General features: G+C 66.9%; 22 protein-coding genes and 1 tRNA gene. 9 read left to right on the top strand and 14 right to left on the bottom strand.

Annotated features, from left to right (window positions below):
* Nucleotides 1-4: 4 nt before the first annotated feature.
* The 4 genes from G0Q01_RS25775 to alr are packed head-to-tail and all read right to left on the bottom strand — an operon-like array spanning nucleotide 5 to nucleotide 2,986.
* Entirely contained in the window at nucleotides 5-406 is a 402-nt protein-coding gene (locus G0Q01_RS25775) for a hypothetical protein (protein WP_164198373.1), read from the bottom strand.
* The gene (locus G0Q01_RS25770; RefSeq protein ID WP_164198375.1) at nucleotides 403-1,149 is read right to left on the bottom strand and encodes an ABC transporter ATP-binding protein; all 747 of its coding nucleotides are present in this window, start codon (nucleotides 1,147-1,149) and stop codon (nucleotides 403-405) included. Before G0Q01_RS25770 ends, G0Q01_RS25775 begins: the two co-directional genes overlap by 4 nt.
* Nucleotides 1,146-1,952 carry an ABC transporter permease gene (locus tag G0Q01_RS25765; protein WP_164198377.1) on the bottom strand — a complete coding sequence of 269 codons (807 nt, stop codon included), beginning with the start codon at nucleotides 1,950-1,952 and terminating at the stop codon, nucleotides 1,146-1,148. The genes G0Q01_RS25770 and G0Q01_RS25765 overlap by 4 nt, the downstream gene beginning before the upstream one ends.
* On the bottom strand, nucleotides 1,949-2,986 hold the full coding sequence (gene alr / locus G0Q01_RS25760; RefSeq protein ID WP_164198379.1) for an alanine racemase: 1,038 nt from the start codon (nucleotides 2,984-2,986) through the stop codon (nucleotides 1,949-1,951). The genes G0Q01_RS25765 and alr overlap by 4 nt, the downstream gene beginning before the upstream one ends.
* A gap of 116 nt (nucleotides 2,987-3,102) precedes the next feature.
* Here alr and G0Q01_RS25755 point away from each other — a divergent pair, with 116 nt between their 5' ends.
* Entirely contained in the window at nucleotides 3,103-3,741 is a 639-nt protein-coding gene (locus tag G0Q01_RS25755) for a hypothetical protein (protein ID WP_164198382.1), read from the top strand.
* Between the two features lie 200 nt (nucleotides 3,742-3,941).
* Here the strand turns inward: G0Q01_RS25755 and G0Q01_RS25750 are convergent, their stop codons facing one another.
* From G0Q01_RS25750 to pyrC, 3 genes are all read right to left on the bottom strand, one after another.
* Entirely contained in the window at nucleotides 3,942-5,429 is a 1,488-nt protein-coding gene (locus tag G0Q01_RS25750; protein ID WP_092428583.1) for a replicative DNA helicase, read from the bottom strand.
* 303 nt (nucleotides 5,430-5,732) lie between these two features.
* On the bottom strand, nucleotides 5,733-6,410 hold the full coding sequence (locus tag G0Q01_RS25745; RefSeq protein ID WP_095883243.1) for an orotate phosphoribosyltransferase: 678 nt from the start codon (nucleotides 6,408-6,410) through the stop codon (nucleotides 5,733-5,735).
* Between the two features lie 139 nt (nucleotides 6,411-6,549).
* Entirely contained in the window at nucleotides 6,550-7,587 is a 1,038-nt protein-coding gene (pyrC, locus tag G0Q01_RS25740) for a dihydroorotase (protein ID WP_108969359.1), read from the bottom strand.
* Nucleotides 7,588-7,800: 213 nt separating this feature from the next.
* Here pyrC and G0Q01_RS25735 point away from each other — a divergent pair, with 213 nt between their 5' ends.
* Nucleotides 7,801-8,880 carry a PLP-dependent cysteine synthase family protein gene (locus tag G0Q01_RS25735; RefSeq protein WP_164198387.1) on the top strand — a complete coding sequence of 360 codons (1,080 nt, stop codon included), beginning with the start codon at nucleotides 7,801-7,803 and terminating at the stop codon, nucleotides 8,878-8,880.
* Nucleotides 8,881-8,979: 99 nt separating this feature from the next.
* On the opposite strand, the gene G0Q01_RS25730 is transcribed toward G0Q01_RS25735, so the two are convergent.
* The 4 genes from G0Q01_RS25730 to G0Q01_RS25715 form a co-directional block, all read right to left on the bottom strand.
* Nucleotides 8,980-10,170 carry a cytochrome b/b6 domain-containing protein gene (locus G0Q01_RS25730; RefSeq protein WP_164198390.1) on the bottom strand — a complete coding sequence of 397 codons (1,191 nt, stop codon included), beginning with the start codon at nucleotides 10,168-10,170 and terminating at the stop codon, nucleotides 8,980-8,982.
* Between the two features lie 109 nt (nucleotides 10,171-10,279).
* Entirely contained in the window at nucleotides 10,280-10,564 is a 285-nt protein-coding gene (locus G0Q01_RS26990) for a hypothetical protein (protein ID WP_235940424.1), read from the bottom strand.
* Nucleotides 10,565-11,063: 499 nt separating this feature from the next.
* Nucleotides 11,064-11,603: a hypothetical protein gene (locus G0Q01_RS25720; RefSeq protein WP_164198393.1), complete on the bottom strand. Its 540-nt coding sequence runs from the start codon at nucleotides 11,601-11,603 to the stop codon at nucleotides 11,064-11,066.
* A 315-nt stretch (nucleotides 11,604-11,918) separates the two neighbouring features.
* Complete coding sequence (locus tag G0Q01_RS25715; protein WP_164198395.1) at nucleotides 11,919-13,316, bottom strand: M20/M25/M40 family metallo-hydrolase; 1,398 nt, start codon at nucleotides 13,314-13,316, stop codon at nucleotides 11,919-11,921.
* Nucleotides 13,317-13,719: 403 nt separating this feature from the next.
* On the opposite strand from G0Q01_RS25715, the gene hemA reads away from it, so the two are divergent.
* The 4 genes from hemA (at nucleotide 13,720) to G0Q01_RS27465 (ending at nucleotide 19,506) form a co-directional block, all read left to right on the top strand.
* Nucleotides 13,720-14,943 (top strand): 5-aminolevulinate synthase, encoded by a 1,224-nt coding sequence (gene hemA / locus G0Q01_RS25710; protein ID WP_164213976.1) that lies wholly within the window; start codon nucleotides 13,720-13,722, stop codon nucleotides 14,941-14,943.
* 311 nt (nucleotides 14,944-15,254) lie between these two features.
* The gene (locus G0Q01_RS25705) at nucleotides 15,255-16,868 is read left to right on the top strand and encodes a helix-turn-helix domain-containing protein (RefSeq protein ID WP_235940422.1); all 1,614 of its coding nucleotides are present in this window, start codon (nucleotides 15,255-15,257) and stop codon (nucleotides 16,866-16,868) included.
* Between the two features lie 125 nt (nucleotides 16,869-16,993).
* Complete coding sequence (ispG, locus tag G0Q01_RS25700) at nucleotides 16,994-18,127, top strand: flavodoxin-dependent (E)-4-hydroxy-3-methylbut-2-enyl-diphosphate synthase (protein WP_164198404.1); 1,134 nt, start codon at nucleotides 16,994-16,996, stop codon at nucleotides 18,125-18,127.
* A 5-nt stretch (nucleotides 18,128-18,132) separates the two neighbouring features.
* Entirely contained in the window at nucleotides 18,133-19,506 is a 1,374-nt protein-coding gene (locus G0Q01_RS27465) for an ATP-binding protein (protein WP_164198406.1), read from the top strand.
* Between the two features lie 2 nt (nucleotides 19,507-19,508).
* On the opposite strand, the gene G0Q01_RS25690 is transcribed toward G0Q01_RS27465, so the two are convergent.
* On the bottom strand, nucleotides 19,509-20,297 hold the full coding sequence (locus tag G0Q01_RS25690; protein WP_164198409.1) for a DsbA family protein: 789 nt from the start codon (nucleotides 20,295-20,297) through the stop codon (nucleotides 19,509-19,511).
* Nucleotides 20,298-20,336: 39 nt separating this feature from the next.
* A complete protein-coding gene (locus G0Q01_RS25685; RefSeq protein ID WP_235940420.1) occupies nucleotides 20,337-21,677 on the bottom strand; it encodes a M48 family metalloprotease in 1,341 nt (446 codons plus the stop codon).
* A 67-nt stretch (nucleotides 21,678-21,744) separates the two neighbouring features.
* On the opposite strand from G0Q01_RS25685, the gene G0Q01_RS25680 reads away from it, so the two are divergent.
* The 3 genes from G0Q01_RS25680 to G0Q01_RS25670 all read left to right on the top strand — a co-directional run bounded on the left by G0Q01_RS25680 (nucleotide 21,745) and on the right by G0Q01_RS25670 (nucleotide 24,644).
* Nucleotides 21,745-22,890: a pyridoxal phosphate-dependent aminotransferase gene (locus G0Q01_RS25680; RefSeq protein WP_164198414.1), complete on the top strand. Its 1,146-nt coding sequence runs from the start codon at nucleotides 21,745-21,747 to the stop codon at nucleotides 22,888-22,890.
* Nucleotides 22,891-23,039: 149 nt separating this feature from the next.
* Complete coding sequence (locus G0Q01_RS25675) at nucleotides 23,040-24,266, top strand: N-acetylmuramoyl-L-alanine amidase (RefSeq protein WP_164198416.1); 1,227 nt, start codon at nucleotides 23,040-23,042, stop codon at nucleotides 24,264-24,266.
* Nucleotides 24,267-24,567: 301 nt separating this feature from the next.
* Nucleotides 24,568-24,644, top strand: a tRNA-Arg gene (locus tag G0Q01_RS25670).
* A 17-nt stretch (nucleotides 24,645-24,661) separates the two neighbouring features.
* Here the strand turns inward: G0Q01_RS25670 and G0Q01_RS25665 are convergent.
* Nucleotides 24,662-25,846 (bottom strand): tyrosine-type recombinase/integrase (locus tag G0Q01_RS25665; protein ID WP_203595185.1); only part of this gene is annotated, 1,185 nt, incomplete at its 5' end.

Genomic DNA, 25,846 nt, shown 5'->3' with positions numbered 1-25,846 from the left:
GAGTTCAGACGAAGCGTGCCGCCAGCCCCAAGCCGACGAGCGCCGCGCTGAGCAACATATGCAGGATGTCGATCGCGCGGAAGCGTCTGCCGGGCAGCCCCGCGCTGAGCGCCAATGGGACGGAGGCGAGCAGCAGGGCCGGCAGGCCTTGCTGCCAGGTGAGCAGACGGGAGATCGTGGGCAGCAGCGGCAGGGCGGGTAGCCCCTGACTGGCGGCCAGCGTCGGCGCGAAGCTCGCGTAGATGCCGACGCCCGCAAGGCCCAGCGACAGCAGCGCGGCATGACGCGATGGGCCGCGGGCGAAAAGACCTCGGACAAGCGCCAGCAGAGCCAATACCTCAAGGTAGACGAAGCTCTTGAAGAGGATGAACGCCACGAGCAGCGGGCTCGGCTCGAAGAAACTCATCTCAGCGCCTCGATCGGGCCAGTCGCGTGCCCATGGATGAACTGTTGGACGTAAGGGTCTGCTGTGGCGTCCATTTCTCCGACTGGACCTTCCCAGCGAATCTTGCCCGCATGCAGCATCGCGACGCGATCGGCGATGGCGCGGACCGAGCTCATGTCGTGGGTGATGGTCAGCGCGGTGGCGCCCATCTCGGTGACGATCTCGCGGATCAGTGCGTTGATCACCCCGGCCATGATCGGGTCGAGCCCGGTGGTCGGCTCGTCGAAAAAGATGATCTCGGGCTCGGCGGCGATGGCGCGCGCAAGCCCCACGCGCTTTTGCATGCCGCCCGAAAGCTCGGCGGGCAGGCGGTCAGCAACCTCGGGGCCGAGGCCAACGCGGCGCAGCTTCTCGATGGCGATCTCGCGGGCCTCGCCGCGGGGACGCTTGAGTGGGCCGCGCAGCAGGCGGAAGGCGACGTTCTGCCAGACCGGGAGCGAGTCAAAGAGGGCCGCTCCCTGAAACAGCATGCCGAAGCGCGAGAGCAGCGCCTCGCGCTCGCCGCGCGTCGCGTCGTGCCCGTCGATGGTGATGCTGCCGCTGTCGGGGGTGACGAGCCCGAGGATGCACTTCAGCAGCACCGACTTGCCCGTGCCCGAGCCGCCGATGATCACCATCGAGCTGCCCTTGGGCACATGCAGGCTGGCACCGCGCAGCACGGGGGCGCCGTCAAAACTCTTGTGCACCTCGCTAAGAGTGATCATGCCGAAAAGAACACCCCCGTGAGCAGGAAGTTGGCGGCAAGGATGAGGATTGCGGCTGCCTCGACCGAGGACTTGGTGGCGCGGCCAACGCCCTGCGCTCCGCGGCCCGAGTGCATGCCGTAATAGCAGCCCATGAGTGCGGCGATGCCGCCGAAGGCGCAGCCCTTGGCGAGCGAGGAAAGCACGTCGAGCGGCTCGAGGAAGTTCAGCGTGTTTGCAAGATAGCTCACCGGGTTGAAGCCGAGCGCGCTGGTGGCCACGGCGTAGCCGCCGGCGATGCCGATCACGTCGCCCACCGCCACCAGCAGCGGCACGGTGATGAGCGCGGCCAGCAGGCGCGGCGCGACGAGGTATTTCATCGGGTCGGTCGAGAGGGTGACCAGTGCGTCGATCTGCTCGGTGACCTTCATCGTGGCGATCTCGGCGGCGATCGAGGACGTGACCCGCGCGGCGATCATCAACCCGACCAGCACCGGCCCCAACTCGCGCACCATGCCGATGGCGACGATCTGCGGCACCACCGCCTCGGCATTGAACCGCGCGCCGCCGGAGTAGATCTGCAGAGCCAGCGCGCCGCCCGTGAAAATCGCCGTCATGCCCACCACAGGCAGCGACAGCCAGCCAACGTGCAGCAGCGCCATGCCGAATTCACGCGGGTAAAGCGGCGCGCGGACGATGTGGCTCAGCGCGGCGAGGGCGAAGAGCGTCAGCCGCCCGGCCGCCCCCAGCGCACGGATCACCGCGGCGCCGAGCGTTCCCAGCGCCGCTGCGGGCGCCGCGACGAGGGTTCGCGTCAGGCTCATTCGCCTGCGTAGCTCCGCGCGTAGCGGCCCCCGAGCGAGGTGAGGATCTCGTAGCCGATCGTATCGATGTGGTTGGCCAGCTGGTCGACGCTCTGGTGCGGGCCGAGCAACTCGAGCGCATCGGGAACGTTGTCGACCGCGGTGACGTCGACGGTGATGAGGTCCATCGAGATGCGGCCAAGCAGCTTGCAGCGGGTCTCGCCGGCCCAGAGATAGGTCTTGGGGGCGAGCGCGCGCTGCAGCCCGTCGGCGTAGCCCGCCGAGACCGTCGCGACCTTCATCGGCGAGCGGGCAACGAAGTTGTTGCCGTAGCCCACCGACTCGCCGGTCTTGACCTCGCGGGTCTGGATCACCGGAAGATGCAGAGAGACCACGCGCCGGGCGTCGCGGAAGGGCATCGCGCCGTAAAGACCGATGCCGGGGCGGGTAACATCGAAATGGTAGTTTTTGCCCAGCAGGATGCCGCCCGTGGCCGCAAGCGAGCGCGGCGCGTCGAGCCCGTCGGTCATCTCGCGGAAATTGCGCAGCTGGTGGGCGTTCATCCCATGGTTCGGCTCGTCGGCGCAGGCAAGGTGCGACATGATCAGCCGCGGCTTTTGCTTCATCGCCAGCTCGCGCAGGGCGGACCATTCTTCGGCCTCCATGCCGAGCCGGTTCATGCCGCTGTCGAGCTGGATGCCGAAGGGATGGCCGGGCAGCGCCTCGACGTGGCGCAACATCTGGTCGATGGAGTTCAACATCGGCGTCAGCCCGGCTGACTTGATCAACGCGGCGTCCCCGGCCATGTGGCCGCCGAAGACGTTGATCTCGGCGCCGTCCCCCAGCGCCTTGCGCACCGCCGCGCCTTCTTCCACCGTGGCGGTGAAGAAGCGGCGCGCGCCCTCGCGCGCCAGCATCGGCGCGACGCGATCGGCGCCGAGACCGTAGGAGTTTGCCTTGACGACGGCGCCGGTCTCGCAGTCGGAGAGGGCGTCGAGGGCGCGCCAGTTGGCGCGGATCGCGTCGAGATCGACGGTAAGCTGTGCCTGTGCCATGGCGCGTTGATTGCCGGGCCCGGGCGGGGCGTCAAGAGGGAAAGCGTTGGATCTCGGAGGCGAAGTTCTTCATCCTGCGGCTTCGACAATCGGCGGGCAGGGCGGGGTTTTCCAGTATGGACGATGTGGATATCAGGTTTTTCCTGGCCTTTCTCGCGCCGACCCTCGGCTTCCTCGTCTGGTTCGTGAAGCGGCTCATCGACGACGAGCGCGAAGAGCGGCGGCGCAAGAAGCAGCAGGACAGCCTCGTGCGGGCGCTGTTTGCCGAGATCGACTTCAACACCCGGGACATGGAACGCTTTCTGAAACGCTCACCCTCGGAAGCGGACCTGCTGAAGCGCTTCCGAGAGGATCGGGCGCTGATCCCCCATATCACCGACGCGCGGCACACGGAGATCTATCGCACCCGGATCAGCGAGGTGCATAACATCGCGGATGGTGCGCTCCACCAGACGGTGAATTTCTATGGGCTGCTCGAGAAGATCCGGGTGCAGATCGAGGGGGTTCAACAGGCCAGCTACCTGACGCTGTCGCCGGAATCGCGGGTCAAGGTGATCGCGCTCATCATCGAGAGCGCCAGCGATGCGGCGGCCTGCGGCCAGGAGCTGCTCGGCAGCCTCGCGCATGACCATCGGTCGCTCGGTCTCGAAAGGTTCCGCTTTGACGACAGCCGGTCTCTGGCGGAGCTTTCGGCGCAGAGGATCGCGCTTGAAGGCAAGATAGACGCGCTAAAGCGCGGAAGGCAGCCGAGCTAGGCGATTTTCCAGCAGAGACGCGAAAACGGCAGCGCCGCGCTGATGATGGTTGCGCGCGCCGCCGAGTGAAGGTCAGATAATGATGGGATCCGGTCCGGTCATGAGACTTTCCTTCTTCGTTGCCTAAGAAATCTAGGGGGGGCAGCGGCGAAAATCAAGGATCTCCCGTGCCGCGCGCCCTCGGTGCGTTTGTTCACGGCTCAGAAGTTGTCGCCTTCGCCGTTCTGCCAGGGGCGCACCAGGTTGCCGAAGCGGGTGAAGCGGCCCTCGAAACTGAGCTCCACGGTGCCGATCGGGCCGTGACGCTGCTTGCCGATGATCACTTCGGCCTTGCCGTGCAGGCGCTCCATGCGTTCCTGCCAGGCGGCCATCTCGTCGAGCCGGTCGTCCGAGGGCTTCTCGCGCTCCACGTAATATTCCTCGCGGAACACGAACATCACCACGTCGGCGTCCTGTTCGATCGAGCCCGATTCCCGCAGGTCCGAAAGCTGCGGGCGCTTGTCCTCGCGGCTTTCCACCTGGCGCGAGAGCTGCGACAGGGCGATCACCGGGATGTTGAGCTCCTTGGCGATGGCCTTAAGGCCCATGGAGATCTCGGCGATCTCGTTCACCCGGTTTTCGGCGGTGCCGCGCACCAGCTGCAGGTAGTCGACCATCAGCACATCGAGCCCATGCGTCCGCTTCAGGCGTCTCGCCCGGGCGGCGAGCTGGGCGATCGGGATGGCCGGTGTGTCATCGATGAAGAGCGGGCAGGCCTCGAGGCTCTTGGCGGCGTCGACGAAGCGACGGAACTCGGCCTCGGTCATGTCACCGCGGCGGATCTGCTCCGAAGGCACCTCGGCGGCTTCCGACAGGATACGTGCGGCCAGCTGCTCGGCACTCATTTCGAGCGAGTAGAAGCCCACGACGCCGCCTTCGATCGCACCCTCGGTGCCATCGTGGCGGGTGCCCTTCTTGTAGGCCTTGGCGATATTGAAGGCGATGTTGGTGGCGAGCGAGGTTTTCCCCATCGACGGGCGCCCGGCGAGGATCAGAAGGTCCGAGGGGTGCAGCCCGCCCAGCTTCTTGTCCATGTCGATGAGCCCGGTGGAGACCCCGGCCAGGCCGCCTTCGCGCTGGTAGGCGGCGTTGGCCACGTTCACCGCATCGGTCACGGCGCGCAGGAAGGACTGGAAGCCGCCCTCGGTCTGGCCCTGCTCGGCCAGCTTGTAGAGCGCCTGCTCGGCCTGCACGATCTGCTCGCGCGGCTCGGATTTCACGTCGACCTTGGTGGCCCGGTCCGAGATGTCGCGGCCGAGCCGGATGAGGTCGCGGCGCACGGCCAGATCGTAGATCATCTGCGCGTAGTCGCGCACGGCGAAGCTCGAGACCGCGGCGCCCGCAAGGCGGGCGAGATAGGCTGGCCCGCCCAGCTCCTTGAGGCCCTCGTCATCCTCCATGAACGCCTTCAGCGTCACCGGCGACGCAAGGTTGTTCTTGGCGATGCGCGCGGCAGCGATCTCGAAGATACGGCGGTGGACGGGGTCGTAGAAATGCTGCGGCCCGAGAATGGCCGCGACCCTGTCGTAGACGTCGTTGTTGGTCAGGATCGCACCAAGCAGCTGCTGCTCGGCCTCGATCGAATGCGGCATCGTGTCGGCCTGCTCGACCTCGACACCGGTCGCGTTGAATACGCTCTGATCGTTCATGCCTGTCCCCTTGGCCCTGACCCTACGGCCCCGTCGTTGCGGCCGTTTGCCATGGGCCCGACGTTGTTTTCTGTCCCTGTGATCTCCCCACCGGCTCCCCCGAGTCCCGCAGGTGCGAGCGTCTTAACGCGCCGCGGGAGGCGGACCAATCTGGAAATCTCTGTGGACTATTTCGGGATAACCGGAAATGCGTCCGGCGCCCCGTGCTGCTCTTGAAGATATCGTAGCAGAGCCGGGAATTTTCGCAACATTTGGTGGAAGCGCGCGAGCGGAGCGCCAAGGCCCCGCCCGGGCGAAATCTGCTTATGCGCCGTTTTCCGCCTGCCATTTGCGCGGGTCTTCGAGGAAGGCCTCGACCGCTGCCAACGTCGCCGGCTCGAAGCCGCCGCGCGCCTTGGCCTCGGCCAGAACGTCGTGCCACGTGCACAGATAGTGCAGCTCTACGCCATGATCGCCGAGGGTCTTCGTCGTCTCGGGGAAGATGCCATAGTAGAAGATCACCGCGGTATGCGCGCAGGTGGCGCCGGTCTCGCGGATGGCGTCGACGAAGCTAAGCTTGGAGCCGCCGTCGGTGGTCAGATCCTCGACCAGAAGCACCCGCTGGCCCTCGGTCATCTTGCCCTCGATGCGGGCATTGCGGCCGTAGCCCTTGGGCTTCTTGCGCACATAGGTCATCGGCAGCGCCATGCGCTCGGCCACCAGTGCCGCAAAGGGGATGCCCGCGGTCTCGCCGCCGGCGATGTTGTCGAAGGCCTCGAAGCCGGCATTGCGCATGACAGTGACGGTCAGGAAATCCATCAGCGTCGAGCGGATGCGCGGATGCGAGATCGGCGTGCGGCAGTCGATGTAGACCGGCGAGGGCAGGCCGGAGGCGAGCTTGAAGGGCTCGTCGCCCATGAAATGCACCGCGCCGATTTCCCAGAGCATCCGGGCCGTCAGCCGGGCCATTTCTTCTTGCGAGGGATAGGACGAGGGGATCATGGGGCAGCTCCTTTGAAAAACCGCGCCCGCCTTAGCGCGAAAGCGCGGGTTCGGGAAGGGCGCATGGCACGGCACCGCGCTCTTTCGGCCTTTCCCGAAACGGATGGGGGCAGGGGGCAGAGCGCCCCCTGCGGAAAGCTCAGGCCTCGACCCGCCAGTGCAGCGGCATGCCGGGGTCAAAGACGGTCACCGGTCCGGCGCCGGTGTCGATCTTGGCGGGATAGGCGACGGGCTCACCCTTGGTCAGTGTCACCGTCTCCTCGCTCACGGGCAGGCGGTAGAAGGCCGGCCCGTTGCGCGACGCGAAGGCCTCGAGCCGGTCCAGTGCGCCGTCCTGCTCGAAGACCTCGGCAAGGATCGACAGCGTGTTGGTCGCAGTGAAGCAGCCGGCACAGCCGCAGGCGCTTTCCTTGGCCGGATCTGCGTGTGGCGCGCTGTCGGTGCCGAGGAAGAAGCTGGCATCGCCCGAGGTCGCGGCCTCGCGCAGCGCCAGCCGGTGCTCCTCCCGCTTGGCAACGGGCAGGCAGTAATAGTGCGGCTTGATGCCGCCGACGAGGATGTGGTTGCGGTTGATCACCAGGTGGTGCGTGGTGATCGTCGCACCGAGATCGTCGCCGCCGGACCGGGCATAGTCGACGCCCTGCTTGGTGGTGATGTGCTCCATGACCACGCGCAGGCCCGGGGTGGCGCGGCGGATCGGGTCGAGCACGCGATCAATGAACACGGCCTCGCGGTCGAAGATGTCGACGTCGCTGTCCACCACTTCGCCGTGTACGCAGAGCGGGATGCCCTTCTCGGCCATCAGCTCGAGCACCGGGCGCACCTTGTCGAAGTCGCGCACGCCCGAGGCGGAGTTGGTCGTCGCACCCGCCGGGTAGAGCTTCAGCGCGGTGATGATCCCCGCGTCATAGGCCGCGGCGACATCCGCGGGATCGGTTGTCTCGGTCAGGTAGAGGGTCATCAGCGGGGTGAAGCGGCTGCCCTCGGGCAGGGCCTTGAGGATGCGGCCCCTGTAGGCGGCGGCCTGATCGCCGGTCACCACGGGGGGCACGAGGTTGGGCATGATGATCGCCCGGCCGAAGTGGCGGGCGGATTCGGGGGCGATGCCGGCCAGCATCTCGCCATCGCGGAGGTGCAGGTGCCAGTCGTCGGGGCGGCGGAGCGTGATCTGGGTCATGCCCCGCGCGTTAGCACGCGCGCGCGCGCCGGGCCAGATGGCATGCGCAAGGCTGGGTGCGAAAGCCGGTGTCCAGGCTCCTGCCGCGCCCGTGGGGCATGCCGCCGAGACTTTGCGGAAACCAACCGCGTCGCCGCTGAAACCTTTGCAATCCGACTCTGGGCGCTTTGGGGTAAGATGACCCGAGGGGAACGCCACAGGGAGGGAGAGACCATGGACGCATCGACACCCGCAGAAACCATCGGCCGCGGCCGGCTCTACGACAGTATCGTCGACACCGTGGGCAACACGCCCGCCGTGCGGATCAGCCACCTCGCGCCCGAGGGGGTCGAGATCTACGTGAAGGCCGAGTTCTTCAACCCTGCCGCCTCGGTCAAGGACCGGCTGGCAATGAGCATCATCGAGACCGCCGAGAAAAACGGCACGCTGAAGCCTGGCCAGACCGTGGTCGAGGCGACCTCCGGCAACACCGGCATCGGGCTTGCCATGGTCTGCGCCGCCAAGGGCTACCCGCTGGTGGTGACCATGGCCGACAGCTTCTCGATCGAACGGCGCAAGCTGATGCGGATGCTGGGCGCCAAGGTGGTTCTGACGCCGCGCGCCGAGAAGGGCTTCGGCATGTACCGAAAGGCGGCGGAACTGGCGGAGGCGAACGGCTGGTTCCTCGCCCGCCAGTTCGAGACCGAGGCCAATGCGGCGGTGCATGAGGCGACCACCGGGCGCGAGATCGTCAATGACTTCGCCGGCACGCGGCTCGACTATTTTGTCACCGGCTATGGCACCGGCGGCACGGTCACCGGCGTTGCGCGCGTGCTGCGCAAGGAGCGGCCCGAGACCAGGATCGTGCTGTCGGAGCCCGCAAACGCGCAGCTCGTCGGCAGCGGCATCGCGCAGGGCCGGACCGCCGACGGGGCACCCTCGGAAAGCCACAGCGCCTTCGAGCCGCATCCGATCCAGGGCTGGACGCCCGACTTCATACCTGCCGTGCTGCAGGAGGGGCTCGACGCGGGCTGCTACGACGAGCTGATCCCGGTCGCGGGGACCGACGGCATCGCATGGGCAAAGAAGCTGGCGATGAAGGAGGGCATTTTCACGGGTGTCTCCGGCGGCTCGACCTTCGCCATCGCCATGCAACTGGCCGAGAAGGCCGAGCCCGGTACTGTGATCCTCGCCATGCTGCCAGACACCGGCGAGCGCTACATGTCCACGCCGCTCTTCGAGGGCATCGTCGAGGACATGGACGAGGAGGAAAAGGCGCTGTCCCTCTCCACCCCGTCAAGCCAGATGGCTTGAGTTGGACAGAAAGGCGCGAGACACCCGCGCCCTTCTCCTCTTTTCAAATCCGCGCCTCCGACCGCTACTTGCAGTAGCGGCCCGCGGACGCGCCGCCCGTCAGTGCCGCGTGGCGGTCAGCGCCACGTTCACCTGCACGTCGAAGCTGAGCTGCTCCGGATCGGCCATGCTCTCGCCAATGGCGTAGTTGCGACGGTCGAGCGTGGTGCTGCCCTGCATGGTGGCCGTCTCGCCCTCGAGGGTCAGCTCGAAGGGCAGGGTGACCGGCACCTCGGCGCCCTTCAGCGTGAGCGCGCCCTGTGCTTCGTAGCCGGTTTCGCCGCGCAGGATCTCGGCCTGGAAAGTGGCGGTGGGGTAGTCCTCGGCGGCAAAGAAATCCGCGCCCAGGGCCTGCTTGCTCACCGAGCCGAGGGTCAGCGTCGGGATGGCGATCTGCACGGTGACGTCGCCGGCCTTGCCGGGGGTCTCGCGCGGCTCGAAGGCGATCTCGGCGGTCCAGTCGGCGAAGCTGCCCTCGATCTCTTTGCCCATCTGCACGAGGCTGATGCCGAGTGTGCCCTCGGTCACCTGCCAGTCGGATTGTGCGGCCTCGAGCTTCGGGGTCTCCGGGGCGTCCTCGCTGGCGAAGAGACCCGCGGCAGCCCCGCCACCGAGGAGGGCGGCCCAGGCGGCGACGGCCAGAAGCAGCGGGCGGACGACGCGGTGCCCGGCAGAGGGCATGCCGGCGGAGGCGCCCTTCAGCATGCGCGCCAGCGTGCCGTCGCGGTCGATGATGACGTGTTTCAGGGCCCCGGCGACGTGCAGCGCCAGCGCGGCGACCAGCAACCATTGCGACAGGAAGTGCACCGAGGCAGCGGTCTCTGCCAGTCGGTCGGAATTCGGCACGAAGGGCAGGTCCTGCCCGAAGGGCCAGAGGATCGGCGCGAAGCCCTCGGTGGCAGCGTGCTCGATCCAGCCCGAGAGCGGCACGATCACCAGCGTCGAGTAGAGCAGCCAATGCACCGTTTCGGCGGCAAAGTTCTCGGCCCTGCGCTCTGGGTGCAGCGGCGCGGGTTTCGGCTGGCTCAGCGCCCAGAGAATGCGGACCAAGGCGAGGAAGAAAAGCGTCACGCCGATGGTCTTGTGCACCGAGAAGAGCTGCGCCTTGGTGGCGAGCTCGGCCTCGGTGGCCCAGGGCGAAAGATGGGCGATCCAACCGAGCGGGATCATGATCAAAATGCCGAGCGCGGTCAGCCAGTGCAAGCTGCGGGTGACGGCACCATAGGCGGTCTTGGTGTTGGCGAGGGACATCGGAGGTCTCCGGGCTCGGGATAAGGTTTTGCCGAAGATCGGCGATGCCGCGCCGCAGCGCAATTTGCGCGGATGCACAGACCCCGTGCGCGCGGCAGCCCGCCGAGGCTCAGTAATCGTACCCGAGCGACGCTTCGAGGCCGGACTCGAGACGGCTGCGCAGGAAACCCATGTCCTCAGCGGAGAGTTGCCCGGGCGGCTCGGGGCGCGGCGCGTTCACCGCGGGTTCGAACCGGCTGCCGAGGCGCTTATGCACCGGGCGATAGGGGCCAGATTCGGGCAGGTTGAAACCGGCGCGGAGGTCGGCGAGGAAGTCCTTCGGGCGCGCCTGCACCGCCTCGAGCGGGCAGAAAAGCAGGGCGCAGCCGCGGTGGAAGAAGCTGGTGAGCCCCATGAGCTGCACGCTCCGCCGGGTAAAGAGATCGGGAAAAGGCCCGCCGCTGCATCTCGGGCAGGCAATGCCAAGGCTTGGCATGCATGGACCGCGCCCAGTCAACGGCGTTGCGGGTGACGCAGACGACCAGCGTGTCCGGCGGCACCGCGGTCATCTGCGGAAAGCCGTGTTTCCAGCCGAGCTCCTCGGTCGGCAAGAGCGGCATGTTGCGCCCGATCAGCCGCTTGACGAAATTGGTGCCCGAGCCGCGCTCGCCGAACACTTGGTAGCGGATGATGCCGGGGGCGGGGCGTTCGATTTCACGCGGCCGCGTCGGAGGATGCACCGCAGCTGGTCGCCGCGCGGTGAAACCGGATATTGGCAGTTCGAGCGGTCCGAGCCGGATCGGCAATACGTCTTGCCGGAAAGAGTCCACGGGCTCTTCTGAGCCAAGGCCTCATGCGGTGGGCCGTGATCCGGCTGGGTCCCTCATCCTGTGGCCCGGGGCAAGCCCCTAGGCTCAGTTGCCGAGTGAGGAGACGAAAGTGGTGGCGCGGATGTCGAGGCCGGCAGTGGCGCGCACCGAGGTGCCGGCCGAGGCGATCACGTTGCGCGAATTCTCGTCGAGCAGGCCGAGGCCAGCCACATAGGTCTGCGAGGGGATCATGCTCATCACCGTGGCGGCGCCGATGCCGACAAGGATGCCGGCCGAATTGCTGCGGGCCGAGCCGCGGCGGCTGACCATGCGCAGCAGGTGCATCATCACCATGACGCCGGAGACCGCGAGCAGCGCGGCGAGGGCGCCGAAGACATAGACGTGGTATTCGCGCGGGAGGCTGCCTTGGAGCAGGCTTGCCTCTATGGTTTGCTGGTTGCGGGCCACCGCGATGACCACGCCAGCCCAGAGGAAGCCGACGATGCCCGAGACGATCGGGCGCTTGGAGGTGCGTGCGACCTTGCTTGCGTCGCTTGCGCCATACCGGGCGAACTCAGGATCGATGCGCCGGATGCGGGCTTCGAAATCTGCGTGCGTCATTTTCCGGACTGCGTAGGCTCTCATGATCCTAGCTCCTTCTGCCAGATGCCGCCGGCCTTCTGCCAGCAGAGGGCTGTGCAAGCTCTCGTTGGAATCGACGCTAGGAATGGATTGTGGCGAAATGTGGCGGCGAATGTGGCTTGGACCGGATATCTTCTTGGCGAAGTCTGGCATCCGTTCGGGCCGCCCACCTATCCGTTCGGATTGGTGGGCCGCGAAGCCCTAAAAAAAAGGGGTTTGAGAAATGTCGTCCATTTGACAGGCATTTATGAATTTATCGTAAACGCAGATGGTTGGCGGGGCGAAAAATAGCCGCCCCGCCAGAGAACGGCTCAGGAATCAGGCAGCGCTGGCCATGGCGTCGAGGATTCGCGCCCAGCTGCGAATCCCCTTGTGGAAGGATTCGAGGTCGTACTTCTCGTTCGGCGAATGCAGCTGGTCGTCATCTTTGCCCCAGCCCACCAGCATGGCATCCATGCCGAGGATGTTCTGGAAGTAGCCGGCAATGGGGATCGAGCCGCCGCAACCTGCATAGGCCGCCGGATCGTCCCATTCGTCGCCGAGCGCCTTGCGGGCCGCCTCGAAGCCGGGGTGGGTGGTCTGCATCTCGGAGGCCGGCGAACAGCTGTGGTCCTTCCATTCGACCGAGCAGTCCGAGGGCACCTGCGCCTCGACCCAGGCGCGGAAGTTCTTTCGGATGGCCGCCGGGTCCTGCGTGCCGACAAGGCGGAAGCTGATCTTGGCAGAGGCCTCGGCGGGCAGCACGGTCTTGAAGCCCGCGCCGGTGTAGCCGCCCCAGATGCCGTTGATCTCGGCGGTGGGGCGCGACCAGATCATCTCGATCGGAAGGTGGTCCTTCTCGCCTGCAGGCTGCGACAGGCCGACGCTGCCAAGGAAGGCCGCGTCGTCGAAGTTCAATGCCTTCCACTGCTCGAGGATTTCCGGGGGCAGCTCGGGCACGCCTTCGTAGATCTCGGGCACCTGAATAACGCCGTTCTCGTCGAAGAGCCCGCCGAGGATCTTGGTGAGTACGCGGATCGGGTTCATCGCGACGCCGCCGTACATGCCGGAATGCAAATCCTTGTCAGCCGCCTTGATGGTCAGCTCCTCGCCCAGGAGCCCGCGCAGTCGGGTGATGATCGCCGGGGTCTTCGACTGGAAGAGGCCGGTGTCGCAGATCAGCGCGATCTCGGCCTGTTTCAGCTCCTCGGCGTTCTCTTTCATGAAGGGGATGAGGGACGGCGAGCCGCTTTCCTCTTCGCCCTCGAAGAAGAAGGTGATCTTGCAGGGCAGGGTGCCATGCACGGCCTTCCAGGCGCGGCAGGCCTCGATGAAGGTCATCAGCTGACCCTTGTCGTCCGAGGAGCCGCGGCCGCGGATCACCTTGCCCTTGGCCGTGTCCTCGATCGCCGGATCGAACGGGTCGCGGTTCCACAGGTTGAGCGGGTCTACTGGCTGCACATCATAGTGCCCGTAGAACAGCACGTGCGGGCCCGGCCCGTCGACGTGCCCGACGACCATCGGATGGCCCGGAGTGGGGCGCTTGCTGGCCTCGACGCCGATGCTGGCGAGATCCGCCACGAGCCAGTCCGCGGCCTTGTCGCAGGCCTCCTTGTAGGCGGGATCGGTCGAGATCGAAGGGATTCGCAGAAGCTCGAGCAGTCGGTCGAGCGCGACTGGAAGATCGGCATCGATCTTTGTGAGGACGGTGTCGAGGGACACGTTTTCTTGAGCCATTTGGGTGTTCCTTCTTGCGAGTTGCGCGGAGCGTATCACCGGGCCCGCCGCTGTCCAGACCGCAAGAGCTCGGAGGACAGCCCGGCAGCAAGCCGCCTCAGCGCCCCTGAAAATCAGGGGTTGGGGCGCGAAATGTCTGCGCCGGAGGCCAGTTGCGTGCCTTGCCTGGCGGTGCAGCGACCTGGCGCCTATTGGGCGCAGCTGGGCACTATTGGAAACCTGACCTTGAAACCTTAGTCCAAAAGTCTTGATTTAAATCAAGGGCGCGACCGTTAGTCTCATTCTAAAGCGTGGACATGGGGCGGCCCGGACGGTATCCATTCACGACCATGAATGCGGCCCCTTAGACCGTATAAGTGCTGCGCAGAACGCGGCCTCTGCAAGATGAAGGAAGGAGATACCGGTGGACTACACCGCGAAGCTCGACGAAGCCCTGGACCGTCTCCACGCCGAGGGGCGCTATCGCACCTTCATCGACATCGAGCGCAAGAACGGCCGTTTTCCGCACGCCACCTGGCGCAAGCCGGACGGCAGCGAGATGCCGATCACTGTCTGGTGCGGAAACGACTACCTGGGGATGGGCCAGCACCCTGTAGTGCTCGCGGCCATGCACGAAGCCATCGACGCCACCGGTGCCGGCTCGGGTGGCACGCGCAACATCTCGGGCACGACCGTCTATCACAAGCGGCTCGAGGCCGAACTGGCCGATCTGCACCAGAAAGAGGCGGCTCTGGTCTTCTCCTCGGCCTATATCGCCAACGATGCCACGCTCTCGACTCTGCCGAAGCTCTTTCCCGGGCTGATCATCTATTCGGACGAGCTGAACCACGCCTCGATGATCGAAGGGATCAAGCGCAACGGCGGTGCCAAGCGCATCTTCCGCCACAACGACGTGCAGCACCTGCGCGAATTGATGGAGGCTGACGATCCCGCCGCGCCGAAGCTCATCGCGTTTGAGTCGGTCTACTCGATGGACGGCGACTTCGGCCCGATCGAGGCGCTCTGCGATTTGGCCGATGAGTTCGGCGCGCTGACCTATCTTGACGAGGTGCATGCGGTGGGCATGTACGGCCCGCGCGGCGGCGGTGTTGCCGAGCGCGACAACCTGCTGCACCGGCTCGACATTATTAACGGCACGCTCGGCAAGGCCTTCGGCGTGTTCGGCGGCTATATCGCAGCGTCCGAGAAGATGTGTGACGCGGTGCGCTCCTATGCACCGGGCTTCATCTTCACGACCTCGATCCCGCCGGCGGTTGCGGCAGGGGCGGCGGCCTCGATTGCTCATCTCAAGCAGGACCAGGCGCTGCGCGAGCGGCACCAGACCCAGGCGAAGATCCTCAAGCTGCGGCTCAAGGGGCTGGGCATGCCGATCATCGACCACGGCTCGCACATCGTGCCGGTGATCGTCGGCAACCCGGTGCACACCAAGAAGCTGTCGGACATGCTGCTCGAGGGCTACGGCATCTACGTGCAGCCGATCAACTTCCCCACCGTGCCGCGTGGCACCGAGCGGCTGCGCTTCACCCCCTCGCCGGTGCATGGTCCGAACGAGATGGACAAGCTGATCCAGGCGATGGACGCGCTCTGGTCGCATTGTGCGCTCAACCGGCAGGACATGAGCGCCTGAACCGCGCGGTCCATCGCGATCTTCGGCGCTAACGCTGCGCTTTCTCGGCCCCGCGGTTTCCAAAATCGCGGGGTCTCGCTTTGTTCCGGAACCGGCCGCCGCGGAATGGGGAAAAGCCACGCATCCTGCGCAGAAGGGCGCCGATGACCCCCTGATTTTGTGTAATTTCAGTTGTTCTGTGCTAACGTAGCCTCAATAAAGGCCGCGACCCGAATCGCGAGCCCGTGATTTGGCAGGCGCAGTCTGAGACGGTGGAGCACAAGGCGGAACGCATGATTGGGCGTAATTCCCCTCGCATGTCCGAAGACGAAATGAACGCGGATGAAGGTCCGCGCGGCTTCGACGACTTCACGCTCGAGCTTGGCGATGTCATGCGCGGCGAGCGTGCCACCATGGGCAAATCGCTCCTCGACGTGCAGCGCGAGCTGCGCATCAAGGCCAGCTACATCGCGGCGATCGAGAACTGCGATCCCTCGGCCTTTGACACGCCCGGCTTCATCGCTGGCTACGTGCGCTCCTATGCTCGCTACCTCGGTATGGACCCCGACGAGTGCTACCGGCTCTTCTGCGAGGAAAGCGGCTTTGCCGTCGCCCATGGCATGTCCGAGAAGGCCTCGACGATCCGCAAGGGGCAGGGCAACTTCCCGGCCCCGGCGGCGCGCGACATCTTCGAACAGCCCCGCATGCCCTTCGTGCCGGCGGGCGACTCCTTCTTCTCGCGTATCGAGCCCGGCGCCATCGGCTCGTTGCTGGTGCTGATCGCCCTGCTCGGGGGCATCGGGTATGGCGGCTTCGCCGTGCTGCGCGAGGTGCAGCGGGTGCAGATTGCGCCGGTTGACCAGACGCCGCTGGTGCTGAGCGATCTCGACCCGGTGCAGGCCACCGTCACGCCGCCCGCAGAGGGCGACGAGCAGGTGGCGAGCGCCGACGGCGCGGGTCCCTTCTCGCCTCCGTCGAACGAGGCGCTGGATCGGCTCTACCGGCCCAAGGCGCTGGACGTCCCGGTTCTTGTGGCGCGCGACGCGCCGATCTCGTCGCTGGACCCCGCGACCGTGGGCGCCTTTGCCGAGGCCGCGCGCAACCAGTTGCCGCAGGTGGACACCGCCACAGCCGAGGCCGCGCTGCAGGTGGCCAGCCTTCCCGCGCCGCTGCCGGCGCAGACCGCGCTCAACGCGAGCACCGTCACGCTGGTCGCCGTGCGCCCGGCCTGGGTGCGCGTGCGCGGCGCGAACGGCTCCGTGCTCTATGAGCGGGTTATGGAGCCGGGCGACACCTGGACCGTGCCCGAGGGCCAGACCGAGGCCAGCCTCACCGTCGGCGAGTCGGGCGCGCTCTATCTCGCCACCAACGGGCAGACCCTTGGCCCGCTCGGTCCAAAGGGCCAAGTGACCCGCGATGTGGCGCTGCTGCCCGAGGTGGTGACCGCCGCCTACAAGCCCGCCGAGCCTGCAAAGGACGGCGATCTTCAGCGCGTTCTGGCCAAGCTGAACGAAACGCTGGTGCCCGCGCCCGCACAGACCCAACTCGCACAGGCCGCCCCCTCGGTGAGCCAGCCCGGCGCGCCCAAGGTTCTGCAGGACAGCGCCCCCGGGGTGACGATGATCGCGGTGCGCCCGGCTTGGGTGCGCGTCCGGTCGGCGGACGGCTCGGTGATCTTCGAGAAGACCATGCGCGCGGGCGACACCTGGACAGCCCCCGCCATGCAGGACCCGGCCAACGTGCGGGTCGGAGAGTCCGGTGCAGTCTACTTCGCGGTGAATGGGCAGACCTACGGTCCGGTCGGTGCCGCGGGTACGGTGACCAAGAACCTGCCGCTGTCGGTCGAGCATCTGACCTCGGCCTTCAAGGTCGCCGATCTCAGCCGGGATGCCGATCTGTCGCGGGTCGTGGCCGAGCTGAGCAGCGATCTGGTCCAGACAGACTGAGCCCATCCTCACGCCTTTGCGCTTTTCCATCTGCACTCTGCCGCCGCTGACCTCTGGTTTCGCCCGGCCGCGGACGCTATGTTGAGGCCGAATACCAACGTTTGCCCTCAGGAGGCGTCCAGCTCATGAGCCACAACCCGATCCGCCCTTGGCGCAGCATCGAGCGCCGCAAGTCTCGGCAGATCATGGTGGGCAACGTGCCGGTGGGCGGGGATGCACCGATTTCGGTGCAGACCATGACCAACACCGTCACCACCGATATCCGCGGCACCATCGAACAGGTGCAGCGCGCCGCGGAGGCCGGGGCCGATATCGTTCGCGTCTCTGTGCCCGACGAGGCCAGCTCGAAGGCGCTGAAAGAGATCGTTCGCGAAAGCCCGGTGCCGATCGTCGCCGACATCCATTTCCATTACAAGCGCGGCATCGAGAGCGCCTTGGCCGGCGCCGCCTGCCTGCGCATCAACCCCGGCAACATCGGCAGCCCCGAGCGGGTGCGCGAGGTGATCGCGGCTGCCCGCGACAACGGCTGCTCGATGCGCATCGGGGTGAACGGCGGTTCGCTGGAAAAGCACCTGCTCGAGAAATATGGCGAGCCATGCCCCGAGGCGATGGTCGAGTCCGCGCTCGATCACATCCGCATTCTCGAGGACAACGACTTCCACGAGTTCAAGATCTCGGTGAAGGCTTCGGACGTGTTCCTCTCGGCTGCCGCCTACATGGGTTTGGCCGAGGCGACCGACAAACCGATCCATCTCGGCATCACCGAGGCGGGCGGGCTGACTTCTGGTACGATCAAGAGCGCCATTGGCCTTGGCCAGCTTCTCTGGATGGGCATCGGCGACACGCTGCGCGTCTCGCTCTCGGCCGACCCGGTCGAAGAGGTGAAGGTGGGCTACGAGATCCTCAAGTCTCTCGGGCTGCGCCACCGCGGCGTCAACATCATCTCCTGCCCGTCCTGCGCGCGGCAGGGCTTCGACGTGATCAAGACCGTCGAGGCGCTGGAGCAGCGGCTCGAGCACATCAAGACGCCGATGTCGCTGTCGATCATCGGCTGCGTGGTGAACGGACCGGGCGAGGCGCTGATGACCGACGTCGGTTTCACCGGCGGCGGCGCGGGCTCGGGCATGGTCTACCTGGCGGGCAAGGCCAGCCACAAGATGTCCAACGACCAGATGATCGACCACATCGTCGAGGAGGTCGAGAAGAAGGCGGCGCAGATCGACGCTGCGGAGGTCGCCAAAGCACAGGCCGCGGAGTAGGCCCGGTGCACAAGTCCGGCGCATCGGGCGGGATGATCCCGCCTTTCGGAAAGTTGCTGGACTTCACCGAAGTGCGGGCGCTCGAGGGGCTGCGCTCGCAGGGGCTTCTCAGCATCGCCATGGTCGCGGGAGCGACGCTGGCCATATGGGCCTTTATGGATGTGCCGCTGCTGCTGCCCTGGCTCGGGGCGATGCTGCTCACCCTCGGCCTGCATTTCTACACCGTCAGCGCGCTCCCGGATCAAGGGTACCGGGGCCAGCTCCTGCTGCCGATCGCGACGCTGCTGCTGTCGGGGGCCGTCTATATTGCGGGCGGGATGATCCTCTGGGTGCAGGACACGCCGAGTCTGCGAATCCTGTCGCTGCTCTTCGTCTTCTTGGCGCTGCTCAACACGCTGACCTGCCGGGTGCGGATGCGGCTCTTGCTGGTGCTGGACTTGGCGCTCAGGGGGGTCGGGGTGCTGGCGCGCGCCGCCTGGCTCTGGATCACCGATCCGGGCAGCCCGGACACCCTTCTGGTGAGCGCCGCGCTGGTGATTTGCTACCTTTATTTCGTCCGCGTGGCCTGGTCCGTGATGCGCACGCGCGAGGCGCTGGACGTGGCAAGCGACCAAGCTCTCGTGGCGGAGCGCGGCCGCGCCATGGAGCAGCTGACCGGCGGTGTCGCGCATGACTTCAACAATCTCCTGACCGTGGTGCTTGGCAACATGGAGCTGGCGCGCCTGTCACCCATTCCCGCCGAGCGCGACGCGCTGATGGCCGAGGCCGAGCGCGCGGCCCGCCGCGGCGCCGCGCGGACGGCGCAGCTCTTGGCCATGGCGAGCTGCGCGCGGCTCAAACCGGTCTCGATGTCTCCCGAAGAGGCGCTTCGCAACCTTCCCGAACGCGCGGCCGAGCTGCTCGGGTCAAGGCATGAGCTGACGGTGGACGTGGGGCCCGCGCTGCCGGAAATCCGCGTCGACGGGCCGAACCTGCAGACCTGCCTGCTCGAGCTGATCTCGAATGCCCGCGACGCGATGCCGGATGGCGGACAGATTGCGCTGCGGGCCGGAGCAGCGCCGCGCGCAGGACGTCCCGGCGTCTGCTTCGAGCTCAGCGACACCGGCCCCGGTATCCCCGCCGATCTCATGCCGCTGGTCTGCGAGCCCTATTTCACCACCAAGCCGGTCGGGCAGGGGTCGGGGCTGGGGCTGGCGATGCTGCGGGGCTTTGCCGAGCAGTCGGGCGGCGATTTCGAGCTGAGCACGCCGCGCTCCGGGACGGGCACTTGCGCACGCCTCTGGTTTCCCGCTGCCATGGATCCGGCCAAGACCGCACCGGGACCGACAAACGCCGGTCCGCGGGCGAAGGCGGCAAAGGCCGCCTCTCCTGCCGAGTAGACTCAGCTCTCTTCGCGCACCTGTTTGACGATCTGCCGCATGCCGTCGATCGGGACGTAGCCGCGCAGCATCTGGTCGCCGAACACGAAGGTCGGCGTGCCGCTGATCTGCAGCCGCTGCGCCAGCTCGTGGGTCTCGCCGATGCGGCGATCGACCTCGGGATCGCTCATCTTGGCAAGGATCGCGTCCGCATCGAGCCCCAGCGTGGTCGCAAGCTTCGACAGCACGGGTTCCGACGGCTCTTGCTTGAGCGAGATCAGCGCGTCGTGCATCTGCTTGTAGGCGTCCGGACCCGCCACCAGCATGGTCGCCAGCGCGAAGCGCGACGAGGTCATGCTGTCCTGACCAAGGATGGGGAACTCCTTGATGATGATGCGGATGTTGCCATCGTTCTTCACCAGTTCCTCGACCTCGGGGAAGGCCTTGCGGCAGTAGCCGCACCGGTAGTCCGAGAACTCCACGATGGTCACGTCGCCGTCGGGGTTGCCGCCGACCCAGCTGTAGCCGTCGTCAAAGAGCATGTCCGCGTTTGAGGAGACCAACTGGTCGTCGGCCGCGGCCTGCTGCTCGGCCTGCTTGGTCTCGAGCGCGTTGACGGCCTCCATGATCACCTCGGGGTTGTCGAGCAGGTACTCGCGCACCTCTGCCCGGAAAGCCTCGCGCTGCTCGGGGGTCAGCTTCTGGAGGTCGAGGTCCTGTGCCAGCGCCGGGGGCGCCATGAGGCCGGTGGCCACGGCCAGCGAAGCGGCGGCGCGGCGAAAGGCGGTGCGTCGGGTCGTAGGGGTCTGCATCTTGTCTCCGTCGGTCAGGGCGCCCGCTCGGGCGGTATCTCAGCGTTTCCTTGCGGCGCGCTCCGATGCGTCTAGCACATCCTGCGCGCGGTTCCACGGGGCGGATCCACGCGGCAGCAGATCCACCGCGCGTTTGGCATGAATTCCGGCGTCCTGCATGCGCCCTTCCAGCGCGTAGCGCTGCGCCGTCGCCTCGGACGCCATGCCGTTGTTCCCGGCCCGGGCATAGGCGACCGAGAGATCACGCAGGATGCGCGGATCGGCCCAATCCCGGCCGCGTGCCTCCTCCAGCGTCGCCAGCGCCGCCGCGAATTGTCCGGAGGCAAGCTGCGCCCGGCCAAGCCCGCCGAGCACCTGCGCGTTGCGCGGGGCAAGGTCGCGCGCCTGCGCGTAGACCCGGGCGGAGTCGGCGGGGCGGCGGCCCTCGAGCAGGATCTGGCCCTTGAGGTCGTGGTAGTAGGGATCCTTGGGGCGCAGGGCGAGGGCGCCATCGATGGCCTTGAGCGCACCGGGCAGGTCGGTCTGCCGGTGCCGCGCCACCGCTTCGCGCATGAGCGCGATGTCTCGGCTGCCGCTGTCGCCAAGACGCCCCAGCGTCCAGCCCGGCGCGCGCAAGAAGGCCGAGAGCTTGCCCCGGGCGCGGAGGAACCAGTAATCGGCGTTGGGGTCGTTGCGCTCGGGCACCTTCGCCGCCGCCACCAGCCCCTGCGCCGCGCGGTAGCGGTCGCGGGTCAGCGGGTGGCTCTGCATGTAGGGATCCTGCCGGCCGACGTTCAGCGCCTCCTGCCCGAGGAATATCTCCTGCACCTGCAAAGCCCCGCGCGGGTCGATCCCGGCCTGCACCAGGGTCCGGATCGAGGCGATGTCCGCCGAGCTTTCCTCGGCGCGGCTGTGGCCGAGGAAACTGCGCATGGCCGTGCTCTGCGCGCCGATCGCAAGCCCCGCCGCGGCATCGGCCCTGCCGGTGGCGGCGCCCGCCGCCGCGGCCAGCACGAGACCGAGCCCCGCCGCGTTGCGCGCCGCGCGCATGTTGTCCATGCGCCGGGTGATATGTCCGCCGGTGATATGCGCCGCCTCATGGGCGATCACCGCCTGCAGGGACTTGGCATTGGGGAGCTTCAAGATCAGCCCGGAATTTATGAAGATGCGCGTCGTGTCGGCGACGAAGGCGTTCATCCGGTCGTCCTTGATCACCAGCACATCGACTTGCCCGGGGCTCAGCCCGGCGGCGCGCAGCACCGGGGCGGCGATCTCGGTCAGGGCGTGCTCTAGGTCGGCGTCGCGCAAGAGCGTCGCAGCACGCGCGGCGGGTGCCGCAAGCAGAAGCGCAAGCGCGCAGAGCGTGGCGATGAGGCGCAGCGCGGCGCGCGGTCCCGGCATTGACCCTCCTCCGGAAGCTTCGTACTCCGCCCGAAGACGATGTGCCGAGCCACCATGGGAGAGAGACATGCGAAACTCAAGTCGGGGGGCGGTCGATCCCTTCATCGTGATGGACGTGATGGAGCAGGCCCGGGCCGCCGAGGCCGCAGGCCGCCACATCATCCACATGGAAGTCGGCCAGCCCAGCTCTCCTGCGCCCGAGGCAGCCCGCAAGGCGCTGGCCGCCGCGATGGAGAGCGATGCGCTCGGCTACACGGTGGCGCTTGGCATTCCCGAGCTGCGGGCGCGCATCGCCCGGCTCTACGGCGAATGGTACGATGTCGATCTCGACCCGAACCGCGTCGTGGTGACACCCGGGTCCTCGGGCGGTTTCATCCTCGCGTTCTCGGCGCTTTTCGACGCCGGGGACCGCGTGGCGCTCGGCGCGCCCGGCTACCCGTCCTACCGGCAGATCCTCAAGGCGCTCGATCTGCGCCCGGTCGAAGTGCAGACCGCCCCCGAGAACCGCTACCAGCTCACCCCCGGGGACCTGGCGGGTGTGGCGTACGAGGGGGCCATGGTTGCCTCGCCGAGCAATCCCACCGGCACGATGCTGGGCAAGCCCGAGCTGGCGGCGCTGATCGAAGCGGTGCAGGCGCGCGGTGCGTCTTTCCTGTCTGACGAGATCTACCACGGCATCGATTACGACAAGAAGCCCGTCACGGCCCTGCAGGTCTCGGACGATGTCTGCGTGATCAACTCCTTCTCGAAGTATTTCTCGATGACCGGCTGGCGGGTCGGCTGGCTGGTGGTGCCCGAGGCCCAGGTGCGGCAGGTCGAACGGCTGGCGCAGAACCTCTTCATCTGCGCGCCCAACGCCTCGCAGGTGGCGGCGCTCGCGGCAATGGATGCCACCGAGGAGCTGCAGGCCAACCTCGCGGTCTACGCGAAGAACCGCGCGCTGATGATGGAGGGGCTGCCAAGGGCCGGCTTCGACCGCATCGCGCCGCCTGACGGGGCCTTCTACGTCTACGCCGACGTCAGCCACCTGACTGACGACAGCCGCGCCTTTGCCGCAGAGATTCTCGACAAGGCCGGGGTGGCGGTGACGCCCGGGCTCGATTTCGACCCGGCGCGCGGGGCGGGGACCCTGCGTTTCTCCTACGCCCGCGGCACCGCGGAGATCGAGGAAGGGCTGGCTCGGCTCAAGACCTTCATGGAGGCGCGGGTCTGACGTTTTCATGATGCCCGCGGGCCGTGCGACTTCCTGCATGGGGCGGGGCGCGCGCCTGTCGGCATGTGCCCATGTGCCCTCCATGCCACGTGCGAATCCGCTGCCGCGCTGCTAGTGTGCCTGCCAACAACAAGAAGACAGACAGGCAGATGGGCAGTTTATTCCGGATCATCACGGCAGCGGCGCTCTGCGCCCTGCTTGGCACCGGCGCGCAAGCGCAGAACCTCGCGCTTGGCGGGCAGGCGCGCTTCATCGAAGGCGCCGCAGTCGATGCCGGCTGGGGCAGGGGCGCGGAGCTGACGCTTTCGATCAGCCAGGGAGTCCCCTGGCGTGCCTTCACCCTGATCGATCCGCCGCGGCTGGTGCTCGACTTCCGCGAGGTGGACTGGACCGGCGCCGACCCCGAGGCCATGAACCGCTCTGCGGCGGTCAAGTCCCTGCACATGGGCCCGTTCCGCTCTGGCTGGTCGCGGCTTGTGGCCGAGCTTGCCGGGCCGATGCGCCTTGATCGCGCCGAGATGAAGGTCTCCGAGGAGACCGGCGGGGCCGCTCTCGCCCTGCGTCTCTCCCCCACCAGCGCGGAGGCGATGGCCTCCCGCTCCGGCCTGCCCCGCGATCCGCGTTGGGACCTGCCCGAGCCGCGTGCCAAGGCCGCCCCGCGCCGCGCAGAGGGCGCGCCGCTGCGCATCGTTCTCGACCCGGGGCACGGGGGCATCGATCCGGGCGCGCAGCGCGACGGGCACAACGAGGCCGACCTCATGCTGGTCTTCGCGCGCGACCTGCGCGACGTGCTGCGTCGCGCCGGCTACGAGGTGCTGATGACCCGCGACGCGGATGTCTTCGTCTCGCTCGAGGGGCGGGTGGCCCTGGCGCATGACGCCAGCGCCGATCTTTTCCTGTCGTTGCATGCCGATGCGATCGAGCAGGGCGTGGCCCATGGTGCCACGGTCTACACGCTTGCCGACGCCGCCTCGGACGCCGCGTCGGCGGCGCTCGCCGAGCGCCACGACCGGGACGACATCCTCGCGGGGCTCGACCTTTCGGGCTCGGACGACCGGGTGGCGAACGTTCTGATGGACCTTGCCAGGCTCGAGAACGCCCCACGCGGCAAGGCGCTGGCGGCGCACCTGGTCGCCGGGATCCGCAACGCGGTGGGACAGGTGCACAAGCGCCCGCAGCGGCAGGCGGGATTCTCGGTGCTCAAGGCCGCCGACATTCCCTCGGCCCTGATCGAGGTCGGTTTCCTGTCGACCGAGGAGGACCTGCGGCACCTTCAGGACCGCGCCTGGCGCGCCTCGATGGCAGCGGGCATCCGTGACGGCATTGCCGCCTGGGAAATCGAGGATGAGGCGCTGTCACGACTGCGCCGGAAGTAGGGGCCAGTCGCGGGCGAGGCAGATTCGCACGGCGACGGGGTTTTTTGTACGCCAAGGTCCGATCGCGCGAGCCACGGCTCGGCGACGGAGGAACTGCGGAAATGAGACAGCACAGGCCACGGCGCGCGCATGCGCAAAGCCAAGGACCCTGCGCGCGGCCGCGCGTGACCCGTCCTCACAAGGCTCGGAAAACACGTGCGTCCTTGGGGCAGGCGCCGAGGAAACTTCGTCGCAAAGAACGCCGCGGCACGCCGGATTTGCGATTGCGGAGCGTTTCGCTTTGCCGTAAGACCCGCCCTAGGCACCCGTAGCTCAGCTGGATAGAGCGCTGCCCTCCGAAGGCAGAGGCCATAGGTTCGAATCCTATCGGGTGCGCCACTACTCTCCAAAATGGATTATTTGTCAGTGCGTTGGGCGCTGATGTTGGAAACTTTTCCTGTGGGGTTTCCCGTGTTCTGTTCTTGTTCTGGTCCCGCGAGGAGGGCCTTTCGGTCGGCTGCCTTCGTATAGTGCGAGATTTCAGACAGGCTTTCGTGCCCAGTCCAGGCACCAATCTGGTGTGTCGACGCCCCCGACTCTGCGAGCGCCGCTGCTCGAGCTTTTCTCAGTCCGTGGGCGGTGCAGTCGTGAGGCAGGCCCGCGGCCGAGGCATTGGCCGACATCCACTGCGACAGTCCTTTCACCGACCGTGGCTTGCCGGTTTGCGTCACGATCCATAGCAGGCGATTGCGCGGCATGGCGTCGAGGAAGTGCTGGTGATCCTCGATCATGGCGAGCGCCCAAGTCGGAAGCCGGCAGGTCGCGGGGGCAACCGCTGGTCCGCCGGTTTTTACCTGCGTGAAGCGAAGCCATCCGTCATTCCCTACCGCTTGGAAGCCCAGGTTGACCGCATCGACGCACCGAGCGCCGGTCCAGTAGATCACCTCAAAGGCGACGCGCTGCGGTGTCCCGGCCTGCCAGTGCTGTCGGTACTTCTCGATTTCGTCGCGCGTCCATTGGCGGTGAGGTGTCACCACACCCTTCACTGGCTTGAGGCCAATCGATGGATCGGCGGTGATCCAGCCTTCGTCGACGGCAAAGCGCATCAGCGAGCGCCATGCCTTGAGCCGCATGGATGAGGCGCCGGGTGAAAAGGCACGGATGTCCTTCCGCAGGTGGTGCGATCGGAGGTCCTTCACTAAGCCTTTGCCGCGATCTTCGCGAATGCGATCCATCAACCGTCGCCAGACGGCGCGCGTGCTGGCCGCGAGGCTGCGATACTCATTGGAGTCGAGGTATGCGCCGCAGAGTGCGGCAATCGTCCCTGATCCTGCTCTCTGGGGCGCTGACGCATTCCCCGCCTCCTGGTAGGCCTTGAGAAAATCTGGGTGGTTCTCGGGCAAATTTGGCAACGGTATCAGGCGACTGCCGACGCGGCGGTAGATGTAACGCCGCCCATTAGCCTTGGTGACAACCTTGATGCCGGTCAGCCGAACGCTTCGTCGCATGTATTCCTGCCTCCGTTGTGGCGCGACATCGCAGTTGAGTGCTGAGCGACATCGCAGGTGGATGACGGTGACGTTTTTTGACGGTGCCGGTTT

Source organism: Salipiger sp. PrR007, assembly GCF_010499845.1.
Lineage (GTDB): Bacteria > Pseudomonadota > Alphaproteobacteria > Rhodobacterales > Rhodobacteraceae > Salipiger > Salipiger pacificus_A.
Note: the sequence above shows the minus strand (reverse complement) of the source record. Positions and strands in the feature narration are given on the sequence as shown.